This is a genomic window from Streptomyces sp. RLB3-17 (assembly GCF_007113425.2).
GTDB classification, from domain to species: Bacteria; Actinomycetota; Actinomycetes; order Streptomycetales; family Streptomycetaceae; genus Streptomyces; species Streptomyces mirabilis_D.
The window spans coordinates 5,301,028-5,325,217 of the sequence record NZ_CP041610.2 but is presented as its reverse complement, the minus strand read 5'-3'; the positions used below and the strand labels follow the sequence as shown (position 1 = coordinate 5,325,217).

The window sequence follows — 24,190 nt, the reverse complement described above, 5'->3', positions numbered from 1 at the left end:
GGGAGGACCGGAGCGGCGGCGAGTGATGCCGTGGTTGTAGGGGGAGCTGGTTGCTCCGCAGCAGCGGAGGGTTACTCCGTAGTGGCGGTGGGCTGTTGCTCCGCTTCGGTGGCGGCCCTCTTGAGGGCGGCGTCGCGCCCACGGACGTACCAGATGCCGATCAGGCCGAGGCCCCCGCCGGCCAGACAGGTCCACACCCACCACAGGTGCCCGTGGTCGTCGAACCAGCCGTAGAACGGCAGCTGCACCAGGAAGAGGACGAACCAGAGGATCGTGCCGCCCGTGATGGTGGCGACGACGGGGCCCTCCAGGGGCTCCGGCGCCTCGTGCTTGGGGGTCCACTTCGCCATGGACACAGCTTACGAGGCCGTCCGCCCCGGCTCCGCCGGACCCGGTGCGCCCCTTGTATACCAACGGTCTACGCGCGGAGATAGCGATTTCGAACTCATATGTTCATACTGAAACGGTCTGAGTCTGGCTCTTTCTGTTCGTACGAAACTCCAACAGAAACATCTGAGAAACCTGTTGGTGATCGCGCGGCGGCCAGACTCGATCATGTTTCCCCCCAGCCCGGCGCCCTCCCCCAAGCTCTCGGCTTCGCTCGAGCAGGGGGTACCCCCATCGCCCGGCGCCAGTCCTGGCCCGCAAGGCCCCGCACGTATGAGGTCACCCATGTCCACCTCGGCCACCACCAAGGCCCCCGCCCCGGACCAGCCGGGACCCGGCCCCGCCCAGGGCGCGCTGGACCGCTACTTCAAGATCTCCGAGCGCGGCAGCTCCCTGCCCCGCGAGATCCGCGGCGGTCTCGCCACCTTCTTCGCGATGGCCTACATCATCGTGCTGAACCCGATCATCCTGGGCAGCGCGAAGGACATGTACGGGCACCACCTGGACAACGGCCAGCTGGTCACCGCGACCGCCCTGACCGCGGCCTTCACCACGCTGCTCATGGGCGTCATCGGCAACGTGCCGATCGCGCTGGCGGCGGGCCTCGGTGTGAACACGGTCGTCGCCCTCCAGCTCGCCCCGCGGATGTCCTGGCCGGACGCCATGGGCATGGTCGTCCTCGCGGGCTTCATCGTGATGCTCCTCGTCGCGACCGGTCTGCGCGAGCGCGTCATGAACGCCGTGCCACTGGGCCTGCGCAAGGGCATCTCGATCGGTATCGGCCTGTTCATCATGCTGATCGGCCTGGTCGACTCGGGCTTCGTCACGCGCATCCCGGACGTCGCCCAGACCACCGTCCCGCTCCAGCTCGGCACCGACGGTCACCTCAACGGCTGGCCCGTCCTGATCTTCATCCTCGGCACGCTGCTCACGCTCGCGCTGATCATGCGCAAGGTGCCCGGCGCCATCCTCATCTCGATCGTCAGCATGACGGTCCTCGCGATGATCATCAACGCCGTCGCGAAGGTCCCGTCCTGGGGCCTGACCACCCCGAAGTGGCCCGGGAACCCCCTCGCCACCCCGGACTTCGGTCTCGTCGGCAAGGTCAGCCTCTTCGGCGGCTTCGGCAAGGTCGGCGTGCTGACCGGCATCCTCTTCGTCTTCACCGTGCTGCTGTCGTGCTTCTTCGACGCGATGGGCACGATCATGGGCATCGGCGACGAGGCCAAGCTGACGGACGCGCGGGGCAACATGCCCGGCATCAACAAGGTCCTCTTCGTCGACGGCATCGCGGTCGCCGCGGGCGGTGCCACCTCCTCCTCGGCCACCACCTGCTTCGTGGAGTCCACGGCGGGCGTCGGCGAGGGCGCGCGCACCGGCTTCGCGAACGTCGTCACCGGCGCGCTCTTCGCCGTGGCCCTCTTCCTGACCCCCATCGCCACGATGGTCCCGTCCCAGGCCGCGACCCCCGCCCTGCTCGCGGTCGGCTTCCTGATCCTCTCCGGCTCGGTCAAGGAGATCGACTGGGCGGACTACACGATCGCCATGCCCGCCTTCGTGACCATGGTGATGATGCCGTTCACCTACTCGATCACGAACGGCATCGGCATGGGCTTCATCACCTTCGTGGTGCTGCGCCTGGCCGCCGGCCGCGCCCGGGAGATCCCGGTCGCGATGTACGTCGTCTCGGCGGTGTTCGCCTTCTACTACCTGATGCCGGCCCTGGGCCTGACGTGAGCGGCCCCCACGGGGGTCGCGTGAGCGGCCCCACGGGGTCTCACGTGACCCCGTAGAACTTCTCCGTCTCCTCGACCGCGGTCTGGAACCGCTCGTCGAAGTCATCGCGAATGAGCGTCCGGACGACATAGTCCTGGACGCTCATTCCGCGTTTGGCGGCATGGTGTCGGAGCCGGTCGAGCAGCTCCCCGTCTATCCGCAGGCTGAGCACGCTGGTCCCCATGCAGTGAGGGTCGCGGGACCAGGAGGGACGAGGAGTCACTTTCTGGAAGGGACTCACTCATATGGGTGACGTAAAGGTTCAGTGGCCCGTGTCACGGGCATCCTGGGGCTCTTTAGAGAGAGTAATGAGTTACCCTAAAGACATGGCTGACCTCACCCATGGCGACGACGCTGCCGCCGTGAACGCCCTGCGCTCCGCAGTAATGCGGCTGTCGCGTCGACTCAAGCACCAGCGGGTCGACGAGTCGCTGAGCCCGACCGAGATGTCGGTGCTCGGCACCCTCGCCCGCTGTGGCACCGCCACACCCGGCGAGCTCGCCCGTAAGGAGCATGTGCAGCCACCGTCGATGACCCGCATCGTCGCGTTGCTGGAAGCCAAGGGCCTGGTCAGGCTGGAGCCGCACCCCGAGGACCGGCGCCAGAAGGTCGTCACCCAGACCGACAAGGCCGAGGCGATGCTCGAGGAGAGCCGCCGCAAGCGCAACGCGTTCCTGGCCGGACTGGTCGAGGCCCTGGACGAGGACGAGTGGGCGAAGGTCCGCGAGGCCGCGCCCGTCCTCGAAAAGCTCGCGCAACTGTGACAGGGGCGCGCACCCGGCCCGGGCCCGCACGCGACAGGCGCGGCTTCGGCGCGGGCGCCGCGCGGCGGTCGCAGCCGCGCACGGCGGACCGCCGGATGTGCGCCGGCCACGGCGCCCCGTGCACCGCCAGGGGCACGCCGTGACGGCCGTGCGCACTGCCCCGCACGCTTCGCCGTGCCCGAACCTCACCGTGACAGACGCGGCCGCGCCCGCGTGCAATGACGTCCCACGCTAGGAGGCGAATCCCTTTGAGTACGGGATCCGGAATACCTTCCGCCCCCGGACCAGCCACCCCCGACTCCCCGCCCGCCCCCGAGAGTTCCTCCCGTTCCTCCCGTTCCCCCCGCTCCTCGATGTTCAGCTCGCTGAGGATCAGGAACTACCGGCTGTTCTTCCTCGGCCAGGTCGTCTCCAACACCGGCACCTGGATGCAGCGCATCGCGCAGGACTGGCTGGTCCTGAGCCTCACCGGCTCCTCCGCCGCGGTCGGCATCACCACCGCGCTGCAGTTCCTGCCGATGCTGCTCTTCGGGCTGTACGGCGGCGTCCTCGTCGACCGCCTCCCCAAGCGCCCCACCCTGCTGGCCACCCAGACCGCCATGGGCGTCACCGGCCTCGCGCTCGCCTTCCTGACCCTCTCCGGCCACGTCCAGGTCTGGCACGTCTACCTGGCGGCCTTCGCCGTCGGCCTCGCCACGGTCGTCGACAACCCCGCCCGGCAGTCCTTCGTCTCCGAGATGGTCGGCCCGGGCCAGCTGCAGAACGCGGTCAGCCTCAACTCCGCCAACTTCCAGTCCGCCCGCCTGGTCGGCCCCGCCGTCGCGGGCGTCCTGATCACCGGCGTGGGCACGGGCTGGGCGTTCCTCTTCAACGGCCTGTCCTTCGTGGCCCCCCTCGTCGGCCTGCTCCTGATGCGCGCCCGCGACCTGCACCCCGTCGAGCGGGCGCCGCGCGGCAAGGGCCAGCTCCGTGAGGGCCTGCACTACGTCGCCGGCCACCCCGAGCTGATCTGGCCCATCGTCCTCGTCGGCTTCATCGGCACGTTCGGCTTCAACTTCCCGGTCTGGCTCTCGGCGTACGCGGACGACATCTTCCACGCCGGCGCCGGCGGATACAGCCTCTTCAACACGCTGATGGCGGTCGGCTCGGTGGCCGGCGCGCTGCTCGCCGCCCGCCGCGGCACGGCGAGACTGCGCATCCTGATCGCGGCGGCCATGGCCTTCGGCATCCTGGAAGTGGCCGCGGCCCTGGCCCCGTCCTTCTGGCTCTTCGCCCTCCTCATGGTCCCCATCGGGATCTTCGGTCTCACCGTCAACGTCACGGCGAACACCGCGGTCCAGATGGGCACCGACCCGGCCATGCGCGGCCGGGTGATGGCGCTGTTCATGATGGTCTTCATGGGCGGTACGCCCCTGGGGGCGCCCCTGGTCGGCTGGGTCACCGACGCCTACGGCGCCCGGGTCGGCTTCGCCCTCGGCGGCCTGGTCTCGGCCGTCGCCGCGACCACCGTCGGCCTGGTCCTGGCCCGGGTCGGCGGCCTGCGCCTGTCGGTGGGCTGGCATCGCGGCCACCCGCAGGTCAGCTTCGTACCGAGGGAAGCGGGAGAGCAGAAGGAGCGGCTGGCCACGGCGGTGTGACGACGGCCGCCCCACGGTTGCCCGGCCGACCGCCGTACGGCGGTCGCTCGGCCGGCGGCACGGCGCGAAGGTGGTCAGGTGATCCATTCCCTGGAAGGGTGATGGGCATGAGACTCTTTGCGGCCGTGCTGCCACCTCAGGCCGCGGTGCGTGAACTCGGCACTCTGGTGGACGCGTTGCACCGCCTGCCGGGCGCGGACGGACTGCGCTGGACGGGCCGCCCCGGCTGGCACTTCACCCTCGCCTTCTACGGCGAGGTGGCGGAAGAGCTCGTCCAGCCCCTGTCCGACCGCCTGGCCCGCGCGTCCCACCGCACCCCCTCCTTCCCCCTCGCCCTCCACGGCGGCGGCCACTTCGGGGGCCGGGCGCTGTGGACCGGGGTGTCGGGAGACGTCCCTACGATGCGGCTGCTGGCCGACCGGGCGGAGGCCGCGGCGCGGAAGGCGGGCGTCGGGACGGGCGAGCACCGTCGCTACCGCCCGCATCTGACGCTGGCCCGCAGCCGCGACACCGCGGACTTCGCCCCGTACGTCGCCGTCCTGGACGCCTTCGCCGGGCGCGATTGGACGGTCCGGGAGCTGTGTCTCGTACGCAGCAATCTGCCGAGGTCGGGAGTGTCGGGAGAGCAACCGCGCTACGAGACGGTGGCCCGCTGGCCGCTGGACGGGGCGGGCGGCTGAAGGTCCTCGGGGGCGGCCGGTTAACCTCGATGACGTGAACCCGAAGACCCGAAACCAAATCATGGCCGGTGTGCTCGTGCTGATGTTCGTCGTGGTGGCGCTGGCTGCGGCGGTCAAGTAGGGCCGACCAGGCCGCTCCGCCGGAGCGCCGCTCGTCCGCCCGCGGACAGGCCGTGGCCGGTCGCGCGGTTCCTCACGCCCCTTGAGGGGCGCCCGGGCGGGCGCCCCCTGGGGAGCGTTACCAGGCGAAGGCCTCCGGGGAGGGGCCCGGACCCGGGAAGATCTCGTCCAGGCCGGTCAGCAACTCGTCCGACAGCTCCAGCTCGACCGCGCGCAGGGCCGAGTCGAGCTGTGCGGCGGTACGGGGGCCGACGATGGGGCCGGTGACGCCGGGACGGGTCAGCAGCCAGGCCAGCGCGGCCTCGCCGGGCTCGATCCCGTGCTTGTCGAGCAGATCCTCGTACGACTGGACCTGCGCGCGGATGGCGGTGTTCGCGAGGGAGTCGGCGGCCCGGCCGCTCGCCCTGCGCCCGCCCTCGACCTCCTTCTTGATGACCCCGCCGAGCAGTCCGCCCTGCAGCGGCGACCAGGGGATGACCCCGAGGCCGTACTCCTGCGCGGCCGGGATGACCTCCATCTCGGCGCGCCGCTCGGCGAGGTTGTAGAGGCACTGCTCGCTGACGAGACCGATGGTGCCGCCGCGCCGGGCGGCGATCTCGTTGGCCTGGGCGATCTTGTACCCGGGGAAGTTGCTGGACCCCACGTAGAGGATCTTGCCCTGCTGCACCAGTACGTCGACGGCCTGCCAGATCTCCTCGAAGGGAGTGCGGCGGTCGATGTGGTGGAACTGGTAGACGTCGATGTAGTCGGTCCGGAGCCGCTTGAGGGAGGCGTCCACGGCTCGTCGGATGTTGAGGGCCGACAGCTTGTCGTGGTTGGGCCAGGCGTCGCCGTCGGCGGCCATGTTCCCGTACACCTTGGTGGCGAGCACGACCTTGTCGCGCCGCTCGCCGCCCTTCGCGAACCAGTTCCCGATGATCTCTTCCGTGCGGCCCTTGTTCTCGCCCCAGCCGTACACGTTCGCGGTGTCGAAGTAGTTGATTCCTGCGTCCAGCGCCGCGTCCATGATGGCGTGGCTGTCGGCCTCGTCGGTCTGCGGACCGAAGTTCATGGTGCCGAGGACGAGTCGGCTGACCTTGAGTCCCGTGCGTCCGAGCTGCGTGTACTTCATGACTCCCTAGCCAACGACGTGGAGTGCGCTCTAGGCAAGGGAGATGCGCTCGTGGCGGTCAGTCGCGGGGGAACTCGTCTGTCTTGAGGGTGAGGCCGACGGGAGTGGTGGTGAGGTCGATGTCCACCCCGAAGGCGACGGACAACTCACTGACGTACTCGCCGTCTTTGGGCTGGGTGAAGAGGTGGCACCTGCCCTGGTAGGGGTCGGCGATGAGGTAGACGGGGACCTCCGCGAGTGCGTACGCGGTCTTTTTGGGGCCGTAGTCGTTGGAAGCCGTACTCTGCGAGATGACCTCGGCGATGAACTCGACGTTCTTGTAATGCCAGCGGCCCTCGTCGTCCTTCTTGGCGGAGTCGCTGAGTTTGGCCACATCAGGGCAGAAGCCGTTCTCGCGGCCCGGGAAGTCGATGCGGACGTCCGAGAAGACCTTGACGTCCATCCCGAACCTGTCTTCGACGGACCGCACGATCCTGCGGATGATCTCCCAGTGGGTGTCACGCTGAGGCGTCATATGAACGGTGCCCCCGACGATCTCGACCCTGAATCCTTCGGGGACGGGCATACGCTCAAGCCGCTGGAACCATTCGTCCAAGCGCTTGGTGTTGGCGTCGGCCATCTCGATCCTGTCTTCAAGGACGGTCATCGTGGCGCTCCTCCCCGGCCGCAACCTGGTCGAGTACAGCCGCGCGGTACAACGATACGCACGGTGACCCGGTCACGTAGGGATCAGTTCCCGGCGGTCACTTGAGTCTCCCGTAGGGGGAGGCGGCAGGGTGGGGGCATGGATGGCGGCATGAACGACCCCCTCGGTCCGCTCTGCTCGATCGGTGAGCTGGCCCGGCGGACCGGGCTGACGGTCAAGGCGATTCGGTTCTACTCCGATCGGGGCATCGTGCCGCCGACCGGTCGCAGCCCGGCCGGCTACCGCCTCTACGGCGCCGACGCCCTCGCGCGTCTGGATCTCGTGCGGACCCTGCGTGAGCTGGGAGTAGGGCTTCCGGACATCCGAAAGGTCGTGGCACGCGAGCTCTCGCTCTCCGAGGTCGCGGCGGCGCACGCGGACGCGCTCGCCGTGCAGATCCGCACCCTGCGGCTGCGGCACGCGGTGCTGACGGCGGTGGCCCGACGCGACTCCGACCCCGAGGAGATGGATCTCATGCACCGGTTGGCGAGGCTCTCCGAGGACGAACGCCGACGTCTGATCGACGACTTCCTCGACTCCGTCTTCACCGGGTCGGCCGGTTCCGGCGCGTTCGTCGGGATCCGGCGCTCGTTCACCCCCGAACTGCCCGACAACCCCGAACCCGAACAGATCGCGGCCTGGGTGGAGTTGGCCGAGCTGTCCCAGGACGGGGAGTTCCGGGCCGTCGTGAGGCGGTTGGTCGAACATCTGGCGGCGGAGCAGGAGGGTGCCCGCGGCGGCGGCCCCCGCCCCGGGCTGGTCCCGACCGTTCGTGAGCTGGTCGGCCCGGTCCTCGCGGCGGGGATCGAACCGGGAGACGGCGCCGCCGCGCCGGTCGTCGAGGCGCTCCTCGCTCACGACGTCCACGTGCTGACCCGGCTCGAAGCCGTCAACGACCCGCGCAGGGAGCGGTACACGGAGCTGCTCGCCGTCATCAACGGCTGGCCGGCACCGGAGAGTGTGGCGCCCGTGCTGGACTGGGCCGTCGAGGCGCTGCGCGTCCGGGAGCCCGTGGGCGGGGTCCCGGGTGCCCCTGACGTCCCCTCACGTCCTTGACCTCAATCGTGGTTCAGGTAACAGGGTGGGGTGATGACCACCGAGACCGTTCGTTCCGATCACCATCACCATCACCATCACCTCGCCATCACCACGTTCGTCAGCCGGTTCTTCCGGTCCCTGGACGTGGGGAAGATCGACGAGGCATGGGCGCGGGAGTACTTCACGGAAGACGTGCGGGAGCGGACTCCCATCGGTGACAGCGAAGGGCGGGACGCCGTGCTGCGGCACACCGTCGAGGCGCTCGGGCGGTTCGCTCGTACGCAGCACATGGCGACGGATGTGGTGAGCGAGGTGACGGAGGGCGGGGCGGCGGCCGTCGTGTCCTGCAACGCGTTGATGACGCACGTACACCACGACGGCACCGTCTTCACCGTGGGCGGTCACTGCCGGACCGAGCTCCGGCGCACGCCCGACGGCTGGCGCATCCGCGACACGGCCGTCGAGGTGATCTGGACGCAGGGAAGGCCGCCGGCCGGCGTCGGCGGTCAGGCCGAGTAGGGCTCGCCCAGGTCCCAGGCCTGGTACATCGCCTCCGCGAAGGCCTCCGCGATCTTGTGCTCGCCGGTCGCGTTGGGATGCGTGCCGTCGTACGTGTCGTGGCGGAAGTCGTAGCCGGGCGGCGGGGAGGCGAGGAGGACGGGGGAGCGGGGTTCGTCCAGGTCGGCCACCGCCTTCGCCAGGAGTTCGTTGAAGGCGGCGACCTCGGCGGCGAAGGGCGCGTCGGACTCCACGCGGACGTTCGGTATCACCGGGAGGAGGACCAGGTGGATGCGCGGGTTCGCCGCACGGGCCTCGGCGACGAAGGCCCGGGCGTTCGCGGCCGTCTGTACGGCGTTCGTGTAGAAGCCCAGGTCGATCAGGCCGAGGGAGACCAGGAGCACGTCCGCGCGCTGGGTGCGGACCGCCTCACCGATCAGGGGCACCATGTGCTGCCAGCCCTCGCCCCAGCCCGCGAGGTGGGCGCGCGGGAAGTCGGGGTCCGCGTACTCGTGCGAGTCGGGGGACTCCGTCGCCTTGTCGTACAGCGTCTCGCGCGGGCCGACGATCCGGAACGGGCCCCCGTACGTCGCGCGCAGGTGCTGCCACATTCGGTAACGCCATGTGTGTTCGCCCGCGCTTCCGATCGTCATGGAGTCGCCGACGGGCATGAACCTGAGCATCCGCTCATCATGGATGATCGGGCGGGCGATCAGTAAGGGCCGTGTGGGGTGCGAGGTGTGAGGATGGACACGCCGGGGGCGGCGGCTCCCCGCGGGCTCACCGGGTCCCGGCGGCTCCGGGATGGCAGGCTGGGGCCATGCGCCGATCGCCCTCGTTCCTCGCCGGAGCCGCCTCCGCCGCTGCCGTTCTCGCCCTCGCGCTGCCGGCACCGGCTCTCGCCGCCGACGGGGACGGGGGGTTCACGATCAAGGACTCCCGGATCGCCGAGTCGAGCGGGCTCGCCGCCTCGCACCTCCACCCCGGCATCTACTGGACCCACAACGACAGCGACGACGGTCCGTACATCTACGCCGTCGACAGCAGGACCGGCGAGACCGTCGCCACCATCACCATGAAGGGGGTGGGCGCGCCGCGTGACGTCGAGGCCATCTCCCTCGGGCCCGACGGCGACCTCTACGTCGGCGACATCGGCGACAACCTCGGCGGCAAGTGGTCCTACGTGTGGATCTACAAGCTGCCCGAGCCGAAGGTGCTCAAGGACCAGACGATCCGGGCCACGCAGTACGTCGTGAAGTACGCCGACGGGCCCCGCAACGCCGAGGCGCTGATGGTCCATCCGAAGACCGGACGGGTCTACATCGCCGACAAGAACGAGGACGGCGGCCACCTGTACGAGGGTCCGGCCCGGCTCTCCACGTCGGGCACCAACATCTTCCGGCCCGTCGCCACCATCGACCTCTGGGTCACCGACGGCGCCTTCTCGCCCGACGGTCAACAGCTCGTCGTGCGCGGGTACTTCGGCGGGATCGCGTACGCCTGGAACGACGGGAGGCCCAAGCGCCAGGGGCGGTTGAACGTGCCGCTCCAGCGGCAGGGGGAGTCGGTCACGTACACCCCCGACGGGTCCAGGCTCATGTACGGCAGCGAGGGCAAGGACAGTCCGGTCCAGCCCGGCTCGGTTCCCGGGGGCGGGTCCGGTTCCAAGTCGCCTTCGGAGGGCGGGGGATCGGCGTCGGCCGGTGGGAGCGACGGGGGCGGAGGCATGAGCTCCGGCGCCAAGGGGGCGCTCGCCGTCGCCGCGGTCCTGGCGGCGGGGTTCGGCCTGAAGAGGTTGTTGCGGAAGTCGTAGTCGCATGAGAAAAGGGGCGCCCGGCGCGATTGCCCGCGCCGGGCGCCCCCTCTGCGTACGAGTGAGGACTACAGCTTTTCGATCACGTAGTCGACGCACTTCGTCAGCGCCTCGACGTCCGCCGGGTCGATCGCCGGGAACATCGCGATACGGAGCTGGTTGCGGCCGAGCTTGCGGTACGGCTCGGTGTCGACGATGCCGTTGGCCCGCAGGACCTTGGCGACGGCGGCGGCGTCGATCTCGTCGGCGAAGTCGATCGTGCCGATGACCTGCGAGCGCTTGGCGGGGTCGGCGACGAACGGGGTCGCGTACTTGCTCTCCTCGGCCCAGGTGTAGAGGCGGGTCGAGGAGTCCTTCGTACGACCCGTGGACCACTCCAGACCGCCCTGGCCGTTGATCCACTCCAGCTGCTCGTTGAGCAGGAACAGGGTGGCGAGGGCCGGGGTGTTGTACGTCTGGTTCTTGCGGGAGTTGTCGATCGCCGTGGGGAGCGAGAAGAACTCCGGCACGTGACGGCCGCTCGCGTGGATGCGTTCGGCGCGCTCGATGGCGGCGGGGGAGAAGACGCCGATCCACAGGCCGCCGTCGGAGGCGAAGGACTTCTGCGGGGCGAAGTAGTAGACGTCCGTCTCGGTGATGTCGACCGGGAGGCCGCCGGCGCCGGAGGTGGCGTCCACCAGAACGAGGGAACCCTCGTCGGCGCCGTTGACGCGCTTGAGGGGGGCGGCGACGCCCGTGGAGGTCTCGTTGTGGGTGTAGGCGTAGACGTCCACGCCCGCCTCGGCCGCCGGCTCGGGGTGCGTGCCGGGGTCGGAGGAGATGACGGTGGGCTCGGCGAGCCAGGGGGCGAGCTTGGCGGCCTTCGCGAACTTGGAGCTGAACTCGCCGAAGGTGAGGTGCTGGGACTTGTTGTCGATCAGGCCGTGGGTCGCGACGTCCCAGAAGGCGGTGGAGCCGCCGTTGCCGAGGACGACCTCGTAGCCGTCGGGGAGCGAGAACAGGTCGCGCACGCCCTCGCGGACCTTGCCGACCAGGTTCTTGACCGGGGCCTGGCGGTGGGAGGTGCCGAGCAGGGAGGTACCGGTCGCGGCCAGCGCGTCCAGCGCCTCCGTGCGCACCTTGGAGGGGCCCGCGCCGAAACGTCCGTCGGCGGGCTTGATGTCAGCGGGGATCTGGATATCAGCCACGGTGGGAGCGTATCCGTTGTGCGAAACGTCGTGGAAACCTCGTCCGGCCGGTGAGACGGGGCGGGGACCCACTTTCCCTCGCCCCCGCCGCCCCTACCCGCCCCATCCCCGGGGCTCCGCCCCAGCCCCCGCGAGCCGTCCTTTTGACCACGGACGGGCGGGGGCTTCGCCCCGTATCCCCCGCCCACCCGATTCGGTTGACTGCGGCCCGGTGGGGGCTGGTCGCGCAGTTCCTCGCGCCCCTGAGGCGGGGGCTTCGCCCCGCATTCCCCGTCCGCCCGGTTCGTTTGGCTGCGGCCCGGTGGGGGTCGGCCGCGCAGTTCCCCGCGCCCCTCAAGTGCGCTGGCGCGCATCTTCAGCCTGTCCGGCGTTTGAGGACGAGCCCTTCGGGCGATGCGGGATCCGGGGCGCGACGATGCGGGGGTGCAGGGGCGGCAGCCCCCGGCGGGGTTTGGGGGGCGTAGCCCCGCGGGGGTTCGGGGGCGGAGCCCCCGGTGGGATGCGGGGGCTTAGCCCCGCGGGGGTGCAGGGGGCGGAGCCCCCGGTGGGGTGCAGGGGCGGAGCCCCGTGGGGGTTCGGGGGCGGAGACCCTGGCGGGGTTGAAGGGGCGGAGCCCCTGGGGATGGGACGGGGTAGGGGCGGCGGGGGCGAGGGAGTGGGGCCGGGTTAGGGGGTTGGGGGCAGGTGTACGGGGAGGTCGTGGAGGTCGTTCTGGGTTACCACCGGCTTGTTGCGGAGTTCTGAGGAGGGGATCGCCAGGTCCAGGGACGGGAAGCGGGCGTACAGGGCCGGGAGGGCGACGGCCGCCTCCAGGCGGGAGAGCGCGGCGCCGGGGCAGACGTGGGGGCCGTGGCCGAAGGAGATGTGACGGTTCTGGGTGGTGCGGGTGATGTCGAAGTCGCCCGCGGTCGGACCGTGGGCGTTCTCGTCGCGGCCGATCGCGCCGTACGAGACGATCAGCGCGTCGCCCGCGGGGATCACCTTGTCCCCGACGGGCACGTCCTCCGTCGCGAAGCGGATCAGGACGTGCGAGGTCGGGGTGGAGTAGCGGAGGGTCTCCTCGACGACCGCCGACCAGTCCGCCTCGCCGGAGAGGACGAGGGCGCGCTGCTCGGGGTGGGTGGAGAGGTTGACCACCGCGTTGACGATCAGGGAGATCGTCGTCTCGTGGCCCGCCGCGACCATCAGCTGGAGGGTGGAGACGATCTCCTCGTCGGTGAGGTGGTCGCCGTCCTCGGAGGCCAGGATCAGGGCGGAGGTCAGGTCGTCGCCGGGCTCCGCCCGCTTCGCGGCGACCGTCGCCGCCATCATCCCGGCCAGCTCCGTCAGCGTGGCGATGACCTCCGCGGGCGGGGTCTGCGTCGAGAAGAACTTCTCGAAGAGTTCCTTGAGGCGGGGGAGCCGGGACTCCTCGATGCCCATGAGGTCGGCGACGACGTACATGGGGAGCGGGTAGGCGAAGTCGGCCTTCAGGTCGACGACCCCGCCGGGCCCCGGCGCCAGGGCGTCCAGCAGACCCTCCGTCAGTTTGGTGATGCGCTCCCGCATCTGCTCCACCCGGCGCGGGGTGAGCGCCTGCGCGACCAGCGTGCGCATCCGGCGGTGGTCCGCGCCGTCCACCGTGAGCATGGAGCGGCCGGGGTTGGCGAGCCCGATCAGCGGCCAGTCGGGGGCTATCTCGCCGCGCTGCCAGGCACCCCAGACGTTGATGTCCTTGACCAGCCGGGGGTCGGTGAGCAGGGCGCGTGCCTCGGCGTGGTGGGTGACGGCCCAGACCGGGACGCCGCCGGGCAGTTCGACGGCGGCGAGCGGGCCCGCCTCCCTGAGCCGGGCGCTCTCGCCGTCCAGGTCGGACACGAACGGGTCCAGGGCGATACGACTGGTCATGCGGGGGTGCCTCCCAGGGCCGGGGTCGGGGTGAAGCGCACAGGCAGTTCGGTCAGGCCGCGCAGCCACGGTGAGGGGCGCCGGGCCAGGGAGTCGGCCGGGACCGCCAGGTCGATGTCCGGCAGGCGGTCCAGTACGACCTCGATCCCCGTCCGCGCGATGACCTCCGCCACCTCCTGCGCCGGGAACGGGCAGCGGTGCTCCCCGTGGCCGAAGGAGAAGTGGGCGTTGTTGCCGCCGGTGAGGGCGGAGCCGTCGGTGCGGACCTGGGGGTCGGAGTTGGCGCCCTGGAGGCCGAGGAGGAGGAGATCGCCCGCGCGGACGCGGTGACCGCCGAGCTGGGCGTCGCGGGAGGCCCAGCGGCCGGCCACGTTCTGGGTGGGGGTGTCCTCCCAGAGGACCTCGTTCATGGCCTCGGCGACGCTGTTGCGGCCGCCGAAGAGCGAGGCGGCGAAGCGTTCGTCGGTCAGCATCAGACGCAGCGAGTTGCCGATCCAGTCCGCGGTCGGCTGGTGGCCGGCGGCCATCATGACCATCAGGTCCTGGATGATCTCCTCGTCCGTGAAGCCGGCCGTGTTCGCGAGCATGCGGGACACGACGTCGCTTGCGGGCGCGGCCTTCCGGTCGGCGATCAACCGGGCCATGGAGCCGGCCAGGTGCTGCTGTCCTGCCAGCGCGTTCTCACGGCCGTTGACCATGTCGTTGAGGGCGGTGACGAGGCCGGGGCCCTGTTCCTCGGCGAAGCCGTAGAGCATGGCGAGGACACGGACGGGCAGCAGGGCGGCGTAGTCCCCGATGAGGTCCGCCTCGCCCTTGGAGCACACCGCGTCGATGAGTTCGTCGGCGAACCTCTCGGCCTGGGCGCGCAGTTCGAAGGGGTCGACGGCTTCGAGGGCGTCGCTGATCATCGCGGCGCGCTCGCGGTGGCGTTCGCCGACGGTGTAGAGGATCGAGGGCTGTCTGCGGCCGATCATCGGCAGCAGCGGCCAGTCGTCGGGGACGCGGTCCCACTGGTTCCACAGCTCGGAGTCGCGGCTGAACAGCACGGGGTCGCCGGTGACCTGGTGCAGTTCGCGGTAGCCGAGCACCAGCCACGCCGGGATGTCGCCGTCCAGGACGACGGGCGTCACGGCACCGTGGTCGCGTCGCATCTCCCGGTACAGCTCGGCGGGTTCGGTCTGGAACCGGGGCCCGCTGAGGGGCACGGGGGCGGGGGTCACAGGGCCAACTCCGGTGATATGAGGGCGCTTTCGGATGCGTACACGGTCTTGAGGTGCTCCACCAGCGTGATCAGCACTCGTTTGCTGGACTCCCGCGAACGCGCGTCGCAGTCGAGCAGCGGGACCTGCGGATCGAGGTCGAGGGCCTCGCGGATCTGGGCGGCGGTGTGCGCGGAGCCGCCGAAGTCGTTGCAGGCCACGATGAACGGCGTCCCGTGGTGCTCCAGCCGGTCGATCGCGTACCAGGAGTCGTCGATACGGCGGGTGTCGACGAGGACGACGGCCCCGAGCGTGCCGGAGAACAGCCGGTCCCACAGGAACCAGAAACGCTCCTGGCCCGGCGCGCCGAACAGGTACAGCACATTGCGGGCGTCGAGTGTGATGCGCCCGAAGTCGAAGGCGACCGTGGTCGCGGACTTGCCGCGCACCTCGCTGATGTCGTCGACCGCGACACCGGCCTGCGTCATCGTCTCCTCGGTGTTGAGGGGACGTATCTCGCTCACGGAGCGGACCAGGGTGGTCTTGCCGACGCCGAAGCCGCCCACGACGACGATCTTCAGACCGTTGTCGGCCTGTGCCCCCAGGGGCGTACGGGCGTCGGCCCCCTGGGACGTACGGGCATCAGAGGTTACGGAGTCCAACGAGCACCTGCTCCAGGATGTCGGGATCGGGAAGAGCGGCCTTCTGGGGGTGGCGGGCGCTGAGGCGGCCCGCGGCGAGCAGGTCGGAGAGCAGGATGCGGGTGATGGACACCGGCAGCTTCAGCACGGCGGCGATCTCCACGACCGCCGTCGGCCGCTCGCACAACCGCAGGATCGCCGCGTGCTCCGACTGCATGCCCACCGTCGGATCGCACTCGGCGACCACGAGTGTCACCAGGTCGAACGGGGTGTCGGGCGCGGACCGGCTGCGCCCTCCGGTGAGGGTGTAGAGCCGGTCGGGCGCGTCGTCCCTGCCCGGACGGCTCATGACGTCCGGGGCTGCGCGCTCAGGTGTTCGCCGAGTTGTTCCACGAGCTCGCTCATGTTGTGCCCGACCAGACCGGCGTCCGCGTCCTCGGCGGTGACCACCGCGAGGTGGGCGCCGTCGCCCGCCTCCACGATGAACAGGACCCCGCCGTAGAACTCGGTCATCGCCGAGCGCACGCCCCCGGTGCCGTCGCCGAACTCCACGGACGCCCCGTGGGACAGCGACTGGATGCCGGCGGCGATCGCGGCGAGCTGGTCGGCGCGGTCGACGGTGAGCTCCGGCGTGCGGCACAGCTTCAGGCCGTCCCGGGAGAGCACGAGCGCGTGCCGGGCGCCCGGGGTGCGCTCGAGGAGGCCCTCGATGAGCCAGGAGAGCTTCTCGTCGGCGGTGGTGGTGCCGGTCATGAAGTGGTGTCGCCTTCCGGATGCGAGGAGGTGTGCGAGGGATGCGCGGGGGCGGGCTCCCGTACGGCTTCTTCGCCGCGTACGGCGTTCCCGGATTCGTCCTGCGCGGATTCGACCCGTACGGGTTCTCCTTGCGCGAGTTCGTCCCGTACGGCGTCTTCGGCGGTGTACGCGGTGGCGCGTACGGCCTCGTCCTCGGGCACCGTTCCCTGGACCGCCGCCTGGTCCGGCGCGGTGCCCCGGACGGCCTGGCGGAAGCTGCTGAAGCGGGCGGCGGTGGCCTTGGAGTCGGTCGTACGGGGCTCGGGGCCGGCCTGGTTCGTGAGGTGGGCGCGGCTGCGTTCGGCGTGCGCGAGGGTCCGGCCGCGGCGGCGCTTGGGGAGGCCGCCGGTCGCGGGAGTGCCGGTCGTGGGGGTGCCGTTCGGCGGGGTGTCGGTGGCGGTGGCGTGCCGGGGCGACTCGTGGGTGGGGACCGGGTCCGGGTCGAGGTCCTCGGGGGCGCGGGCGGCGGCGTACGACGCCTGGGGACGCGGCTCGGCGAGCGGGCGCTCCTCGTCGGACGGGGGCGCCGCGGCGGGCTTGGCCTGGGGTTCCGTCGCCGCCGGGGCGGCCGGGACCGGTGCGGAGGGCAGGCTCAGGATGTCCTGGGGGATGAGCACCAGGACGCCCGTGCCGCCGCGCGCGGAGGGCCGGAAGGACACCTTCAGGCCGTGCTTGCGCGCGAGCCGGCCGACCACGGCGAGGCCGAGCCGGGTGCCGGTGAGGCCGCCGAGGCCGGCGGCGTTCTCGGCGTCCGCGGAGACGGCGCGTTCGGCGCGGCGCAGCTGTACGTCGCCCATGACGAGGCCGCTGTCCTCGACGGAGACGATGACACCGGCCGGGACCTCCTCGACGTAGACGTGGACCTCGGCGGTCGGCGGCGAGAAGTTCGCGGCGTTGTCGAGGAGTTCGGCGAGCGCGTGCATCACGCCCTCGGCGGCGTGCCCGGCGACGGCGGCGTCGCTCGCGGAGTGGACGCGCACCCGCTGGTAGCCGCCGATGCGGCCCATGGCGCCGCGCAGGATCGACTCCATGACGATGGGGCGCGCCCAGCGGCGGCCGGAGCGGGCGCCCGCGAGGACGGCGACGGAGTCGGCGAGGCGGCCCGCCTGCGCGGTGCGGTGGTCGAGGTGGAGGAGGTCGGCGAGGACCTCCTCGTCGGAGTGCTTCTCCTCCATGGCGCGCAGGTCGGCGAGCATGCCGGTGGACAGTGCCTGCATCCGCCCGGCCGCGTTGGCGGTGGCCGAGATCGCGGCGGCCCGGTCACTGCCCGCCCGCCGCAGGCGCTCGGTCAGCCGGGTGTTCTCCTCGGCGAGTTCGGCGAACCGCCGCCGCTCCTCGGTGATCTCGATGGTGAGGCGCTGCCGCTCCTCCTCGAACCCCTTTGTGAGCAGGGCGCGTTCTCGGGCGTCGGCGTCGGCCAGGCGCGCGCGGTCGCGGGCGGACTCCTCCGCGAGCCGGGACCGCTCCCGGTTGAACTCCTCCGCCATGCGGGCCCGTTCCTGCAGGAGCCGTCCGGCGTCCTGGGCCACGGTGTCGAGGCGGCGGCGCGCGAGCTTCGCGGTCTGCAGGGCGCGCGCGGCGACCGCGACGGCGACGCACAGCAGCACGGCGGCGGCGCCCGTGCCCCAGGCGAGCGGGACACGTGCCGAGTCGGGTGCCAGGGAGACGGCGACGACGACCGCGACCGCCGCCGCGACGGCGGTGAGCAGGGGCGCGGGGGCGCTCGCGCGGAGGGTGGGTCGTTCGCCGGAGGGGATGGGCGCGGTCATGAATCGTGTCCTCGGTCGTGTCCGGGGCGAAGTTCCTGGGGGCGAGGTTCCTGGAGCGAGGTTCCTGGGCGAGAGGCGACACCGGTTGCTCAACTTGCCGTCACTATATGAGAGTTCGTGATCGCATTGGGAAGGTTCCGGATCCGAGTTCGTAATCCGCTGGTGATCGGTCTGTGATCGCGACGGCGATCGGCCGGTGATCGGTCAGGGACGGGTCAGGGACGAGTCAGGGACCGAACAGGGACCGATCAGGGACCGGTCAGTGATCGGCCGGTGATCGATGCGTCACGGTTACGGACCGTTGTCGGTGCGCGGGGTCATCCTGGAGACATGACGGATCTTGGCGCGAAGGACGGCACGAGCGGCGCGGCCGACCCGCCCGACGTGGACGGGCTGCGGGCCGCCCTCGCGGCAACGATGCGCGGCGAGGTCGCCTTCGACGTGACCGCGCGGGCGCTGACCACCATGGACGCGTCCAACTACCGCCGGGTCCCACTCGGCGTGGTCCGCCCGCGCGACGCCGACGACGTGGCGGCCGCCCTGTCCGTGTGCCGGGCCCACGGGGTGCCGGTCGTGCCGCGCGGCGGCGGCACGTCGATCGCGGGACAGGCGACCGGCACCGGGGTCGTTCTCGACCTCACCCGCCACATGAACCGGATCGTCGCGCTCGACCCCGAGTCGCGCACGGCCGTCGTCCAGCCCGGTGTCGTCCTCGACCGCCTCCAGGAGGCCGCGGCCCCGCACGGCCTGCGCTTCGGACCCGACCCCTCCACGCACAGCCGCTGCACCCTCGGCGGCATGATCGGGAACAACTCCTGCGGCTCGCACTCGGTGGCCTGGGGCACGACGGCGGACAGCGTGCGCGAACTGTCGGTGGTCAAGGGGAACGGCTCCGGCGTACGGCTTGGCCAGAGCTGGCAGGGCGCCCCGGACGGCCTCCGGACCTTGGTCGAGGGCGAGCTGGCCCGCCTGCGCACGGGCTTCCCGGAGCTGCCCCGCCGAATCTCCGGCTACGCGCTCGACGCGCTGCTCCCCGAGAAGGGCGCCGACGTCGCCCGCTCCTTCTGCGGCTCCGAGGGCACGCTCGGGGTGCTCACGGAGGCGGTCGTACGCCTGGTCGAGGCCCCGCGCGCGCGGGCGCTGGCCGTGCTGGCGTACGCGGACGAGAGCGCGGCGGCCGAGGCGGCGGCCGGGCTGCTGCCGCTGGGGCCGCTCACCGTGGAGGGGATGGCCGCGGACCTCGTACCGCCGGACGCGGGGCTGCCGCGCGGCGGCGCATGGCTGTTCGTGGAGACGGGGGGCGCGGACCCGGCGGAAGCACGCGCGCGTGCGGACGCGATCGTCTGGGCCGCCGACGTCCTCGACGCCCTCGTGGTCACCGACCCGGCCGGACAGCGCGCCCTGTGGCGGCTGCGCGAGGACGCGAGCGGCACGGCGACCCGGATGCCGGACGGGAGCGAGGCATGGCCGGGCTGGGAGGACTGCGCGGTGCCGCCGGCCCGGCTCGGCGCGTACCTGCGCGACTTCCGGCGCCTGCTGAGCGCCCACGACCTGCGCGGCACCCCGTACGGGCACTTCGGCGACGGCTGCATCCACGTCCGTATCGACTTCGACCTGCTGACCGGCGCGGGCATCGGCCGCTTCCGCCGCTTCTCCGAGGAACTGGCCGAACTGGTGGTCTCCCACGGAGGCTCCCTCTCGGGCGAGCACGGCGACGGGCAGGCACGGGCCGAACTGCTGCCCAGGATGTACGGCACGGAGCTGGTCGGCCTCTTCGAGCGGGCCAAGGACCTGTGGGACCCGGACGACCTGCTCAACCCCGGGATGCTGGTACGCCCGCACCGGCTGGACGAGAACCTGCGCTTCGCGGTGCTGCCGCGCGAGCCGGTGGACGTGGCGTTCGGATATCCGGCGGACGGCGGGGACTTCTCGGCGGCGGTGCGCAGATGCGTGGGGGTCGCCAAGTGCCGTACGACGGCCGCCGACGCGGGCGTCATGTGCCCGTCGTTCCGGGCGACGGGCGAGGAGGAGCACTCCACGCGCGGGCGGGCCCGGCTGCTGCACGAGATGCTCGCGGGCGAGGTGGTCACCGACGGCTGGCGCTCGACCGAGGTCCGGGACGCGCTCGACCTGTGCCTGTCCTGCAAGGGCTGCCGCTCCGACTGCCCGGTGGGCGTCGACATGGCCACGTACAAGGCGGAGTTCCTGCACCACCACTACGAAGGCAGGAGGCGCCCCGCCGCGCACTACACGATGGGCCGGCTGCCGGTGTGGCTGCGCCTGGTCGACCGCACGGGAACGGCGCCGCTGCTCAACTCCCTGGCCTCCGTACGGCCGTTCGCGGCGCTCGCCAAACGGCTCGGCGGGATCGCACCCGAGCGGGAGATCCCGCGCCTGGCACCGGAGACGTTCAGCCGGTGGTGGGGGCGGCGGTTCAAGGAGCGGGTGCGGCGGATGATGCGCGAGGGGGCGTACGGCCCCGAGGTGGAGCTCGACGGGCCCCCGGGGAAGGTGGCGATCCTCTGGCCGGACACCTTCACCGAGCACCTGTCGCCCTCCGTGGGGCAGGCGGCCGTACGGGTGCTGGAGGCGGCGGGGGTGGACGTGATGCTCCCGCCGACGGTGGTGATGCGCAAGCGGACGCCGCGGGCCGGGGAGAGCGTGTCCCTCTCGCACCACCCCTGGTCGGTGGGCGCGCGGGGCCACGTCTGCTGCGGACTGACCTACGTCTCCACGGGCCAACTCGACCGCGCCCGCGCGGTGATGCGCCGCACGCTCGACCTGATGGGCGTGTTCCTGGACCCGGACGTCCATCCGCGGCCACCCACCGTCGTCGTCCTGGAACCGAGCTGCGCCGCCACCCTGCGCACGGACCTCCCCGAGCTCCTGCACGACGACCCGCGCGCGGCGTGCCTCGCCTCGGCGGTGCTGACGTTCGCCGAGGCCCTGGAGCGCCTCGCCCCGGACTGGTCACCCCCGCTCCTCGACCGTCCGGTGACCGGCCAGACCCACTGCCACCAGCACGCCGTCCTCGGTGACGGCGCCGACCGTCGGCTGCGCGAGGCGGCGGGCCTCACCGGCTCCCTCGCGGGCGGCTGCTGCGGACTCGCGGGCAACTTCGGCTTCGAGAAGGGCCATTACGAGGTGTCGAAGACCTGCGCGGAGGAACAGCTGCTCCCGGCCGTGCGGGCCGCCACCCCCGACACCCTGCTTCTCGCGGACGGTTTCTCCTGCCGCACACAGCTGGAACAGCTGGCGGGACGCAAGGGGCGGCATCTGGCCGAGGCGCTGGCGGAGGCGCTGGACCAAGGGGTGGACTAAGGGGGGACCTGGAGGTCGACCGGGGGGGGGCGGACTGACGGCGTGGATATCCAATTCCCAGGTTTTTTAGGCAACTCTCAGGTTTCATAAGGGGATTCACAGTCGTCATGTGCTGCATTTTGCTGTGCCTTGGGGTGCGGGCCGTGTAGGTTCCTTCATGTCGGGCGGCAGGGAAAACCGAGGTGACGACCAGGAATTCCCGCCCGAGTCCGTAGAGAATTCTCGCACCATCGCACTATTGCGCTCGCTCTTGCGTAGCCAGAAACCTCAAGGAGTTGGCATGAGCTTCAAGAAGCTTGCCCCCCTGCCCCCCAAGCCCCAGTCGAAGCAGCTCCCGCCCCCGCCGGCGCCGAAGCCGCGCAAGAAGGCGCACAAGCCGCTCCCCAAGCCGTTCCCCAACGACGAACGCTGATCGAGCGGTAGCAGAGAGGCCGACGGTGCGCCGTCGGCCTCTCTCTTTTGAATTCCACGGCGCGGCCTGCAATTCAAATGAGGAGGGCCATGACCCGGCAAAGGCAGAATCAGGGGTACGAGAAACAAGAGGAATACGCGAAAACCGGCGTCGGCGCGGTCGCGGACGATCGGTACGAGGACCACGAATACGAGGACGACGCGTACGAGGACGACGATGAACTCGACCACGACACGCCGACCATCCCCGCCCGTACCGCCTTCCGGCGCTTCTGGCCGCTGACCAAGGGGCTGCGGAGCTGGCTGCTGGCCATCTGGCTGTGCACGGTTCTGGCAGCCCTCGCCGAGACCGCCGCCATCCTCCTCTTCAGCGATCTGACCGACCACGCCCTGCAACAGGGCTCACTGGCCGCGTTCTGGGCCCCGGCCGCCGAATGGCTGGCCGTCGCCGTGCTCGGCGCCGCCGTCGCCTACGCGGGCAACTCCCTCGCCAACTGGGTCACCGAGCGCTTCGTGATGCGGCTGCGCGAGCATGTCTTCGACCACGTACAACAGTTGCCGCCCCATTTCTTCCAACGCCACCGCCAGGGCGACCTGTTGTCCCGGCTGACCAGCGACGTCGAGTCGATCGAGACGATGGTCGTGTCCGGGCTCGTGGGCGCGGCGTCGGCGGCGTTCAGCGCGCTGTTCTACGCGGCCGCCGCCTTCTGGCTGCGCTGGGACCTGGCCGCGGCGACCTTCGTGCTCGCCCCCCTGTTCTGGCTGGCCGCCCGCCGCTTCTCCGGCTCCATCAAGTCCGTCTCGCGCGACGGCCGGGTCGCCGACGGCGCGATCACCTCCGTCGTCGAGGAGTCCCTCGGCAACATCGTCCTCACCCAGGCGTACGACCGCCGTGACGCCGAGCGGCGGCGGCTGAACCAGGAGGCGAACGCCTGGTTCAGGGCCTCCGTACGCTCCGGGCGCCTCAACGAGCTGTACGAGCAGCTCGTCCAGGTCATCGAGACGATCTGCGTGCTCGCGGTCATCGGCCTCGGCGTGTGGGAGATCTCCGGCGGCCGGATGACCCTCGGCCAACTGCTCGCCTTCGCCGCGTTCCTCGGCTACCTCTACCCGCCCGTGCGCGGACTGGCCCAGCTCGGCCTGACCATCGCCGCCGCCACCGCCGGCGCCGAGCGTCTGATCGAGATTCTCGATGTGCGGCCCGCGGTCGCCGATCCGACGCGCTCGGCGGAGAGCCGGCTCGGCCGCCCCGACGGCGCCGTGGAGGTCCGCGAGGCCACCTTCCGCTACCCCGGTGCGGAGACCGACGCCCTGCGCGGCCTGTCCTTCCAGGTCAACCCCGGCGAGCTCGTCATCGTCACCGGCCCGAGCGGCGCGGGCAAGTCCACCGTGTCCAAGCTCCTCCTGCGCTTCTACGACCCGGACGCCGGCTCCGTGCTCCTCGACGGCGTCCCGGTGGGCGACTTCCCGCTGGCCCGGCTGCGCGAGTACGTCACGCTGCTGCCGCAGGAGACCCTCGTCCTGCACGACACCGTGCGCGCCAACATCGGCTGCGGGCGCCCCGGCGCGAGCGACGAGGCGCTGGTGGAGGCCGCGCGCGCCGCCGACGCGCACGACTTCATCATGAAGCTGCCGGACGGATACGACACCAGGATCGACCCCAACTCGGCCCGCCTCTCCGGCGGCCAGCTCCAGCGGCTCGCCATCGCCCGCGCCATCCTGCGCGACGCCCCCGTCCTCGTCCTCGACGAGCCGACGACCGGCCTGGACGCGATGGCCGCGCGCCGCGTGATCAAGCCGCTGCGGCGTCTGATGCAGGGCCGTACGACGATCATGATCACCCACGACCTCAACCTCGCGCCCGACGCCGACCGCATCCTCGTCGTCGACCGCGGCCGTGTGGTCGAAACCGGCCGCCACGACGAACTCCTGGCCCGCGGCGGCGCGTACGCCCGTCTGCACGGATCGCAGAACAACGCGCTGATGGACACCGGAGAGCTGCGGCTGCCGCTGTTCACGGAGGCGGAGGTTCCGGTGGGCGGCGCGATGCCGGTGGGGATGCCGACCGGCGCGGTGCCGGTGGGGATGTCGACCGGCGCGGTGCCGGTGGGGATGTCGACCGGGGTGCCGGTGGGAGTGCCGACGGGGGTGCCCGCCGGGGTGCCGATGGACTACGCGGGAGGCTTCGTGGCGGAAGCGGCACCGCAGTACGCGTACTACGGGGCCGCCGGGCAGTCCGGGGCCGAGGGAGCCTGGTACCCCGGTGCGTCGTCTCCCGATCCCTACCCCCTCCCCGACCCCTACCCCCTCCCCGATCCCGGCTCCCTTCCCGATCCCGATCCTCTGCGGGACCCCCTTGACGGCTATCTGCCCGACGGTCGGCCCCTCTTCCGCGACGAGGCACCCTGGACAGGCGCATAAGGGGTTCACGTGCCTGACTTAGTCCATTACTGTGGACTGAGAAGTGCACC

Annotated in this window: 22 protein-coding genes; 10 read left to right on the top strand and 12 right to left on the bottom strand. The window is 71.2% G+C overall.

Features of this window, described 5'->3' with window-relative positions:
* Nucleotides 1-71: 71 nt before the first annotated feature.
* Nucleotides 72-350, bottom strand: coding sequence for a DUF2530 domain-containing protein (locus tag FNV62_RS24135; protein WP_054235176.1), 279 nt, complete (start codon nucleotides 348-350; stop codon nucleotides 72-74).
* 322 nt (nucleotides 351-672) lie between these two features.
* Here FNV62_RS24135 and FNV62_RS24130 point away from each other — a divergent pair, with 322 nt between their 5' ends.
* Complete coding sequence (locus FNV62_RS24130; RefSeq protein ID WP_054235177.1) at nucleotides 673-2,124, top strand: NCS2 family permease; 1,452 nt, start codon at nucleotides 673-675, stop codon at nucleotides 2,122-2,124.
* Between the two features lie 40 nt (nucleotides 2,125-2,164).
* Here the strand turns inward: FNV62_RS24130 and FNV62_RS24125 are convergent, their stop codons facing one another.
* Nucleotides 2,165-2,347, bottom strand: coding sequence for a hypothetical protein (locus FNV62_RS24125; RefSeq protein ID WP_054235178.1), 183 nt, complete (start codon nucleotides 2,345-2,347; stop codon nucleotides 2,165-2,167).
* A 142-nt stretch (nucleotides 2,348-2,489) separates the two neighbouring features.
* Here FNV62_RS24125 and FNV62_RS24120 point away from each other — a divergent pair, with 142 nt between their 5' ends.
* The 3 genes from FNV62_RS24120 to thpR all read left to right on the top strand — a co-directional run bounded on the left by FNV62_RS24120 (nucleotide 2,490) and on the right by thpR (nucleotide 5,244).
* On the top strand, nucleotides 2,490-2,927 hold the full coding sequence (locus FNV62_RS24120; protein ID WP_054235179.1) for a MarR family winged helix-turn-helix transcriptional regulator: 438 nt from the start codon (nucleotides 2,490-2,492) through the stop codon (nucleotides 2,925-2,927).
* 353 nt (nucleotides 2,928-3,280) lie between these two features.
* Nucleotides 3,281-4,564 carry an MFS transporter gene (locus FNV62_RS24115; RefSeq protein WP_060898832.1) on the top strand — a complete coding sequence of 428 codons (1,284 nt, stop codon included), beginning with the start codon at nucleotides 3,281-3,283 and terminating at the stop codon, nucleotides 4,562-4,564.
* A gap of 107 nt (nucleotides 4,565-4,671) precedes the next feature.
* Entirely contained in the window at nucleotides 4,672-5,244 is a 573-nt protein-coding gene (thpR, locus tag FNV62_RS24110; protein ID WP_097289046.1) for an RNA 2',3'-cyclic phosphodiesterase, read from the top strand.
* A 238-nt stretch (nucleotides 5,245-5,482) separates the two neighbouring features.
* Here thpR and FNV62_RS24105 read toward each other — a convergent pair whose 3' ends face one another.
* Nucleotides 5,483-6,475 carry an aldo/keto reductase gene (locus FNV62_RS24105; RefSeq protein ID WP_060898831.1) on the bottom strand — a complete coding sequence of 331 codons (993 nt, stop codon included), beginning with the start codon at nucleotides 6,473-6,475 and terminating at the stop codon, nucleotides 5,483-5,485.
* Between the two features lie 58 nt (nucleotides 6,476-6,533).
* Entirely contained in the window at nucleotides 6,534-7,121 is a 588-nt protein-coding gene (locus FNV62_RS24100; protein WP_054235182.1) for a Uma2 family endonuclease, read from the bottom strand.
* A gap of 150 nt (nucleotides 7,122-7,271) precedes the next feature.
* Here FNV62_RS24100 and FNV62_RS24095 point away from each other — a divergent pair, with 150 nt between their 5' ends.
* Both FNV62_RS24095 and FNV62_RS24090 read left to right on the top strand, forming a co-directional pair.
* Nucleotides 7,272-8,216: a MerR family transcriptional regulator gene (locus FNV62_RS24095; RefSeq protein ID WP_143627093.1), complete on the top strand. Its 945-nt coding sequence runs from the start codon at nucleotides 7,272-7,274 to the stop codon at nucleotides 8,214-8,216.
* A 33-nt stretch (nucleotides 8,217-8,249) separates the two neighbouring features.
* Nucleotides 8,250-8,717 (top strand): nuclear transport factor 2 family protein, encoded by a 468-nt coding sequence (locus tag FNV62_RS24090; RefSeq protein ID WP_143602080.1) that lies wholly within the window; start codon nucleotides 8,250-8,252, stop codon nucleotides 8,715-8,717.
* Here FNV62_RS24090 and FNV62_RS24085 read toward each other — a convergent pair.
* Nucleotides 8,705-9,379, bottom strand: coding sequence for an SGNH/GDSL hydrolase family protein (locus tag FNV62_RS24085; RefSeq protein WP_054235185.1), 675 nt, complete (start codon nucleotides 9,377-9,379; stop codon nucleotides 8,705-8,707). The two genes, FNV62_RS24090 and FNV62_RS24085, sit on opposite strands and share 13 nt — an antisense overlap.
* Before the next feature lie 137 nt (nucleotides 9,380-9,516).
* On the opposite strand from FNV62_RS24085, the gene FNV62_RS24080 reads away from it, so the two are divergent.
* The gene (locus FNV62_RS24080; RefSeq protein ID WP_097285217.1) at nucleotides 9,517-10,509 is read left to right on the top strand and encodes a hypothetical protein; all 993 of its coding nucleotides are present in this window, start codon (nucleotides 9,517-9,519) and stop codon (nucleotides 10,507-10,509) included.
* Between the two features lie 68 nt (nucleotides 10,510-10,577).
* Here FNV62_RS24080 and serC read toward each other — a convergent pair whose 3' ends face one another.
* The 7 genes from serC to FNV62_RS24045 all read right to left on the bottom strand — a co-directional run bounded on the left by serC (nucleotide 10,578) and on the right by FNV62_RS24045 (nucleotide 17,987).
* Nucleotides 10,578-11,696, bottom strand: a complete 1,119-nt coding sequence (serC, locus tag FNV62_RS24075; RefSeq protein WP_099922014.1) for a phosphoserine transaminase — start codon at nucleotides 11,694-11,696, stop codon at nucleotides 10,578-10,580.
* 666 nt (nucleotides 11,697-12,362) lie between these two features.
* Nucleotides 12,363-13,583, bottom strand: coding sequence for a cytochrome P450 family protein (locus tag FNV62_RS24070; protein ID WP_144315634.1), 1,221 nt, complete (start codon nucleotides 13,581-13,583; stop codon nucleotides 12,363-12,365).
* Entirely contained in the window at nucleotides 13,580-14,803 is a 1,224-nt protein-coding gene (locus FNV62_RS24065; RefSeq protein WP_164331747.1) for a cytochrome P450, read from the bottom strand. Before FNV62_RS24065 ends, FNV62_RS24070 begins: the two co-directional genes overlap by 4 nt.
* Nucleotides 14,800-15,444: a GTP-binding protein gene (locus tag FNV62_RS24060; RefSeq protein WP_143602076.1), complete on the bottom strand. Its 645-nt coding sequence runs from the start codon at nucleotides 15,442-15,444 to the stop codon at nucleotides 14,800-14,802. The genes FNV62_RS24065 and FNV62_RS24060 overlap by 4 nt, the downstream gene beginning before the upstream one ends.
* Nucleotides 15,425-15,772, bottom strand: coding sequence for a DUF742 domain-containing protein (locus FNV62_RS24055; RefSeq protein WP_143627089.1), 348 nt, complete (start codon nucleotides 15,770-15,772; stop codon nucleotides 15,425-15,427). Before FNV62_RS24055 ends, FNV62_RS24060 begins: the two co-directional genes overlap by 20 nt.
* Nucleotides 15,769-16,176 (bottom strand): roadblock/LC7 domain-containing protein, encoded by a 408-nt coding sequence (locus FNV62_RS24050; protein ID WP_054235659.1) that lies wholly within the window; start codon nucleotides 16,174-16,176, stop codon nucleotides 15,769-15,771. Before FNV62_RS24050 ends, FNV62_RS24055 begins: the two co-directional genes overlap by 4 nt.
* On the bottom strand, nucleotides 16,173-17,987 hold the full coding sequence (locus FNV62_RS24045) for a sensor histidine kinase (RefSeq protein ID WP_143627087.1): 1,815 nt from the start codon (nucleotides 17,985-17,987) through the stop codon (nucleotides 16,173-16,175). The genes FNV62_RS24050 and FNV62_RS24045 overlap by 4 nt, the downstream gene beginning before the upstream one ends.
* A 330-nt stretch (nucleotides 17,988-18,317) precedes the next feature.
* Here FNV62_RS24045 and FNV62_RS24040 point away from each other — a divergent pair, with 330 nt between their 5' ends.
* From FNV62_RS24040 to FNV62_RS24035, 3 genes are all read left to right on the top strand, one after another.
* A complete protein-coding gene (locus tag FNV62_RS24040) occupies nucleotides 18,318-21,308 on the top strand; it encodes an FAD-binding and (Fe-S)-binding domain-containing protein (RefSeq protein WP_144315633.1) in 2,991 nt (996 codons plus the stop codon).
* A 280-nt stretch (nucleotides 21,309-21,588) separates the two neighbouring features.
* Complete coding sequence (locus FNV62_RS57145) at nucleotides 21,589-21,720, top strand: hypothetical protein (protein ID WP_257040326.1); 132 nt, start codon at nucleotides 21,589-21,591, stop codon at nucleotides 21,718-21,720.
* 89 nt (nucleotides 21,721-21,809) lie between these two features.
* Nucleotides 21,810-24,140 carry an ABC transporter ATP-binding protein gene (locus tag FNV62_RS24035; RefSeq protein WP_144315632.1) on the top strand — a complete coding sequence of 777 codons (2,331 nt, stop codon included), beginning with the start codon at nucleotides 21,810-21,812 and terminating at the stop codon, nucleotides 24,138-24,140.
* Nucleotides 24,141-24,190 lie beyond the last annotated feature (50 nt).

Excerpts from the sequence above, each read along its gene's own strand:
- FNV62_RS24135 (WP_054235176.1), bottom strand. The coding sequence starts at position 350 with ATGGCGAAGTGGACCCCCAAGCACGAGGCGCCGGAGCCCCTGGAGGGC.
- FNV62_RS24130 (WP_054235177.1), top strand. The coding sequence starts at position 673 with ATGTCCACCTCGGCCACCACCAAGGCCCCCGCCCCGGACCAGCCGGGA.
- FNV62_RS24125 (WP_054235178.1), bottom strand. The coding sequence starts at position 2,347 with ATGGGGACCAGCGTGCTCAGCCTGCGGATAGACGGGGAGCTGCTCGAC.
- FNV62_RS24120 (WP_054235179.1), top strand. The coding sequence starts at position 2,490 with ATGGCTGACCTCACCCATGGCGACGACGCTGCCGCCGTGAACGCCCTG.
- FNV62_RS24115 (WP_060898832.1), top strand. The coding sequence starts at position 3,281 with ATGTTCAGCTCGCTGAGGATCAGGAACTACCGGCTGTTCTTCCTCGGC.
- thpR (WP_097289046.1), top strand. The coding sequence starts at position 4,672 with ATGAGACTCTTTGCGGCCGTGCTGCCACCTCAGGCCGCGGTGCGTGAA.
- FNV62_RS24105 (WP_060898831.1), bottom strand. The coding sequence starts at position 6,475 with ATGAAGTACACGCAGCTCGGACGCACGGGACTCAAGGTCAGCCGACTC.
- FNV62_RS24100 (WP_054235182.1), bottom strand. The coding sequence starts at position 7,121 with ATGACCGTCCTTGAAGACAGGATCGAGATGGCCGACGCCAACACCAAG.
- FNV62_RS24095 (WP_143627093.1), top strand. The coding sequence starts at position 7,272 with ATGAACGACCCCCTCGGTCCGCTCTGCTCGATCGGTGAGCTGGCCCGG.
- FNV62_RS24090 (WP_143602080.1), top strand. The coding sequence starts at position 8,250 with ATGACCACCGAGACCGTTCGTTCCGATCACCATCACCATCACCATCAC.
- FNV62_RS24085 (WP_054235185.1), bottom strand. The coding sequence starts at position 9,379 with ATGCTCAGGTTCATGCCCGTCGGCGACTCCATGACGATCGGAAGCGCG.
- FNV62_RS24080 (WP_097285217.1), top strand. The coding sequence starts at position 9,517 with ATGCGCCGATCGCCCTCGTTCCTCGCCGGAGCCGCCTCCGCCGCTGCC.
- FNV62_RS24070 (WP_144315634.1), bottom strand. The coding sequence starts at position 13,583 with ATGACCAGTCGTATCGCCCTGGACCCGTTCGTGTCCGACCTGGACGGC.
- FNV62_RS24055 (WP_143627089.1), bottom strand. The coding sequence starts at position 15,772 with ATGAGCCGTCCGGGCAGGGACGACGCGCCCGACCGGCTCTACACCCTC.
- FNV62_RS24050 (WP_054235659.1), bottom strand. The coding sequence starts at position 16,176 with ATGACCGGCACCACCACCGCCGACGAGAAGCTCTCCTGGCTCATCGAG.
- FNV62_RS24045 (WP_143627087.1), bottom strand. The coding sequence starts at position 17,987 with ATGACCGCGCCCATCCCCTCCGGCGAACGACCCACCCTCCGCGCGAGC.
- FNV62_RS24040 (WP_144315633.1), top strand. The coding sequence starts at position 18,318 with ATGACGGATCTTGGCGCGAAGGACGGCACGAGCGGCGCGGCCGACCCG.
- FNV62_RS57145 (WP_257040326.1), top strand. The coding sequence starts at position 21,589 with ATGAGCTTCAAGAAGCTTGCCCCCCTGCCCCCCAAGCCCCAGTCGAAG.
- FNV62_RS24035 (WP_144315632.1), top strand. The coding sequence starts at position 21,810 with ATGACCCGGCAAAGGCAGAATCAGGGGTACGAGAAACAAGAGGAATAC.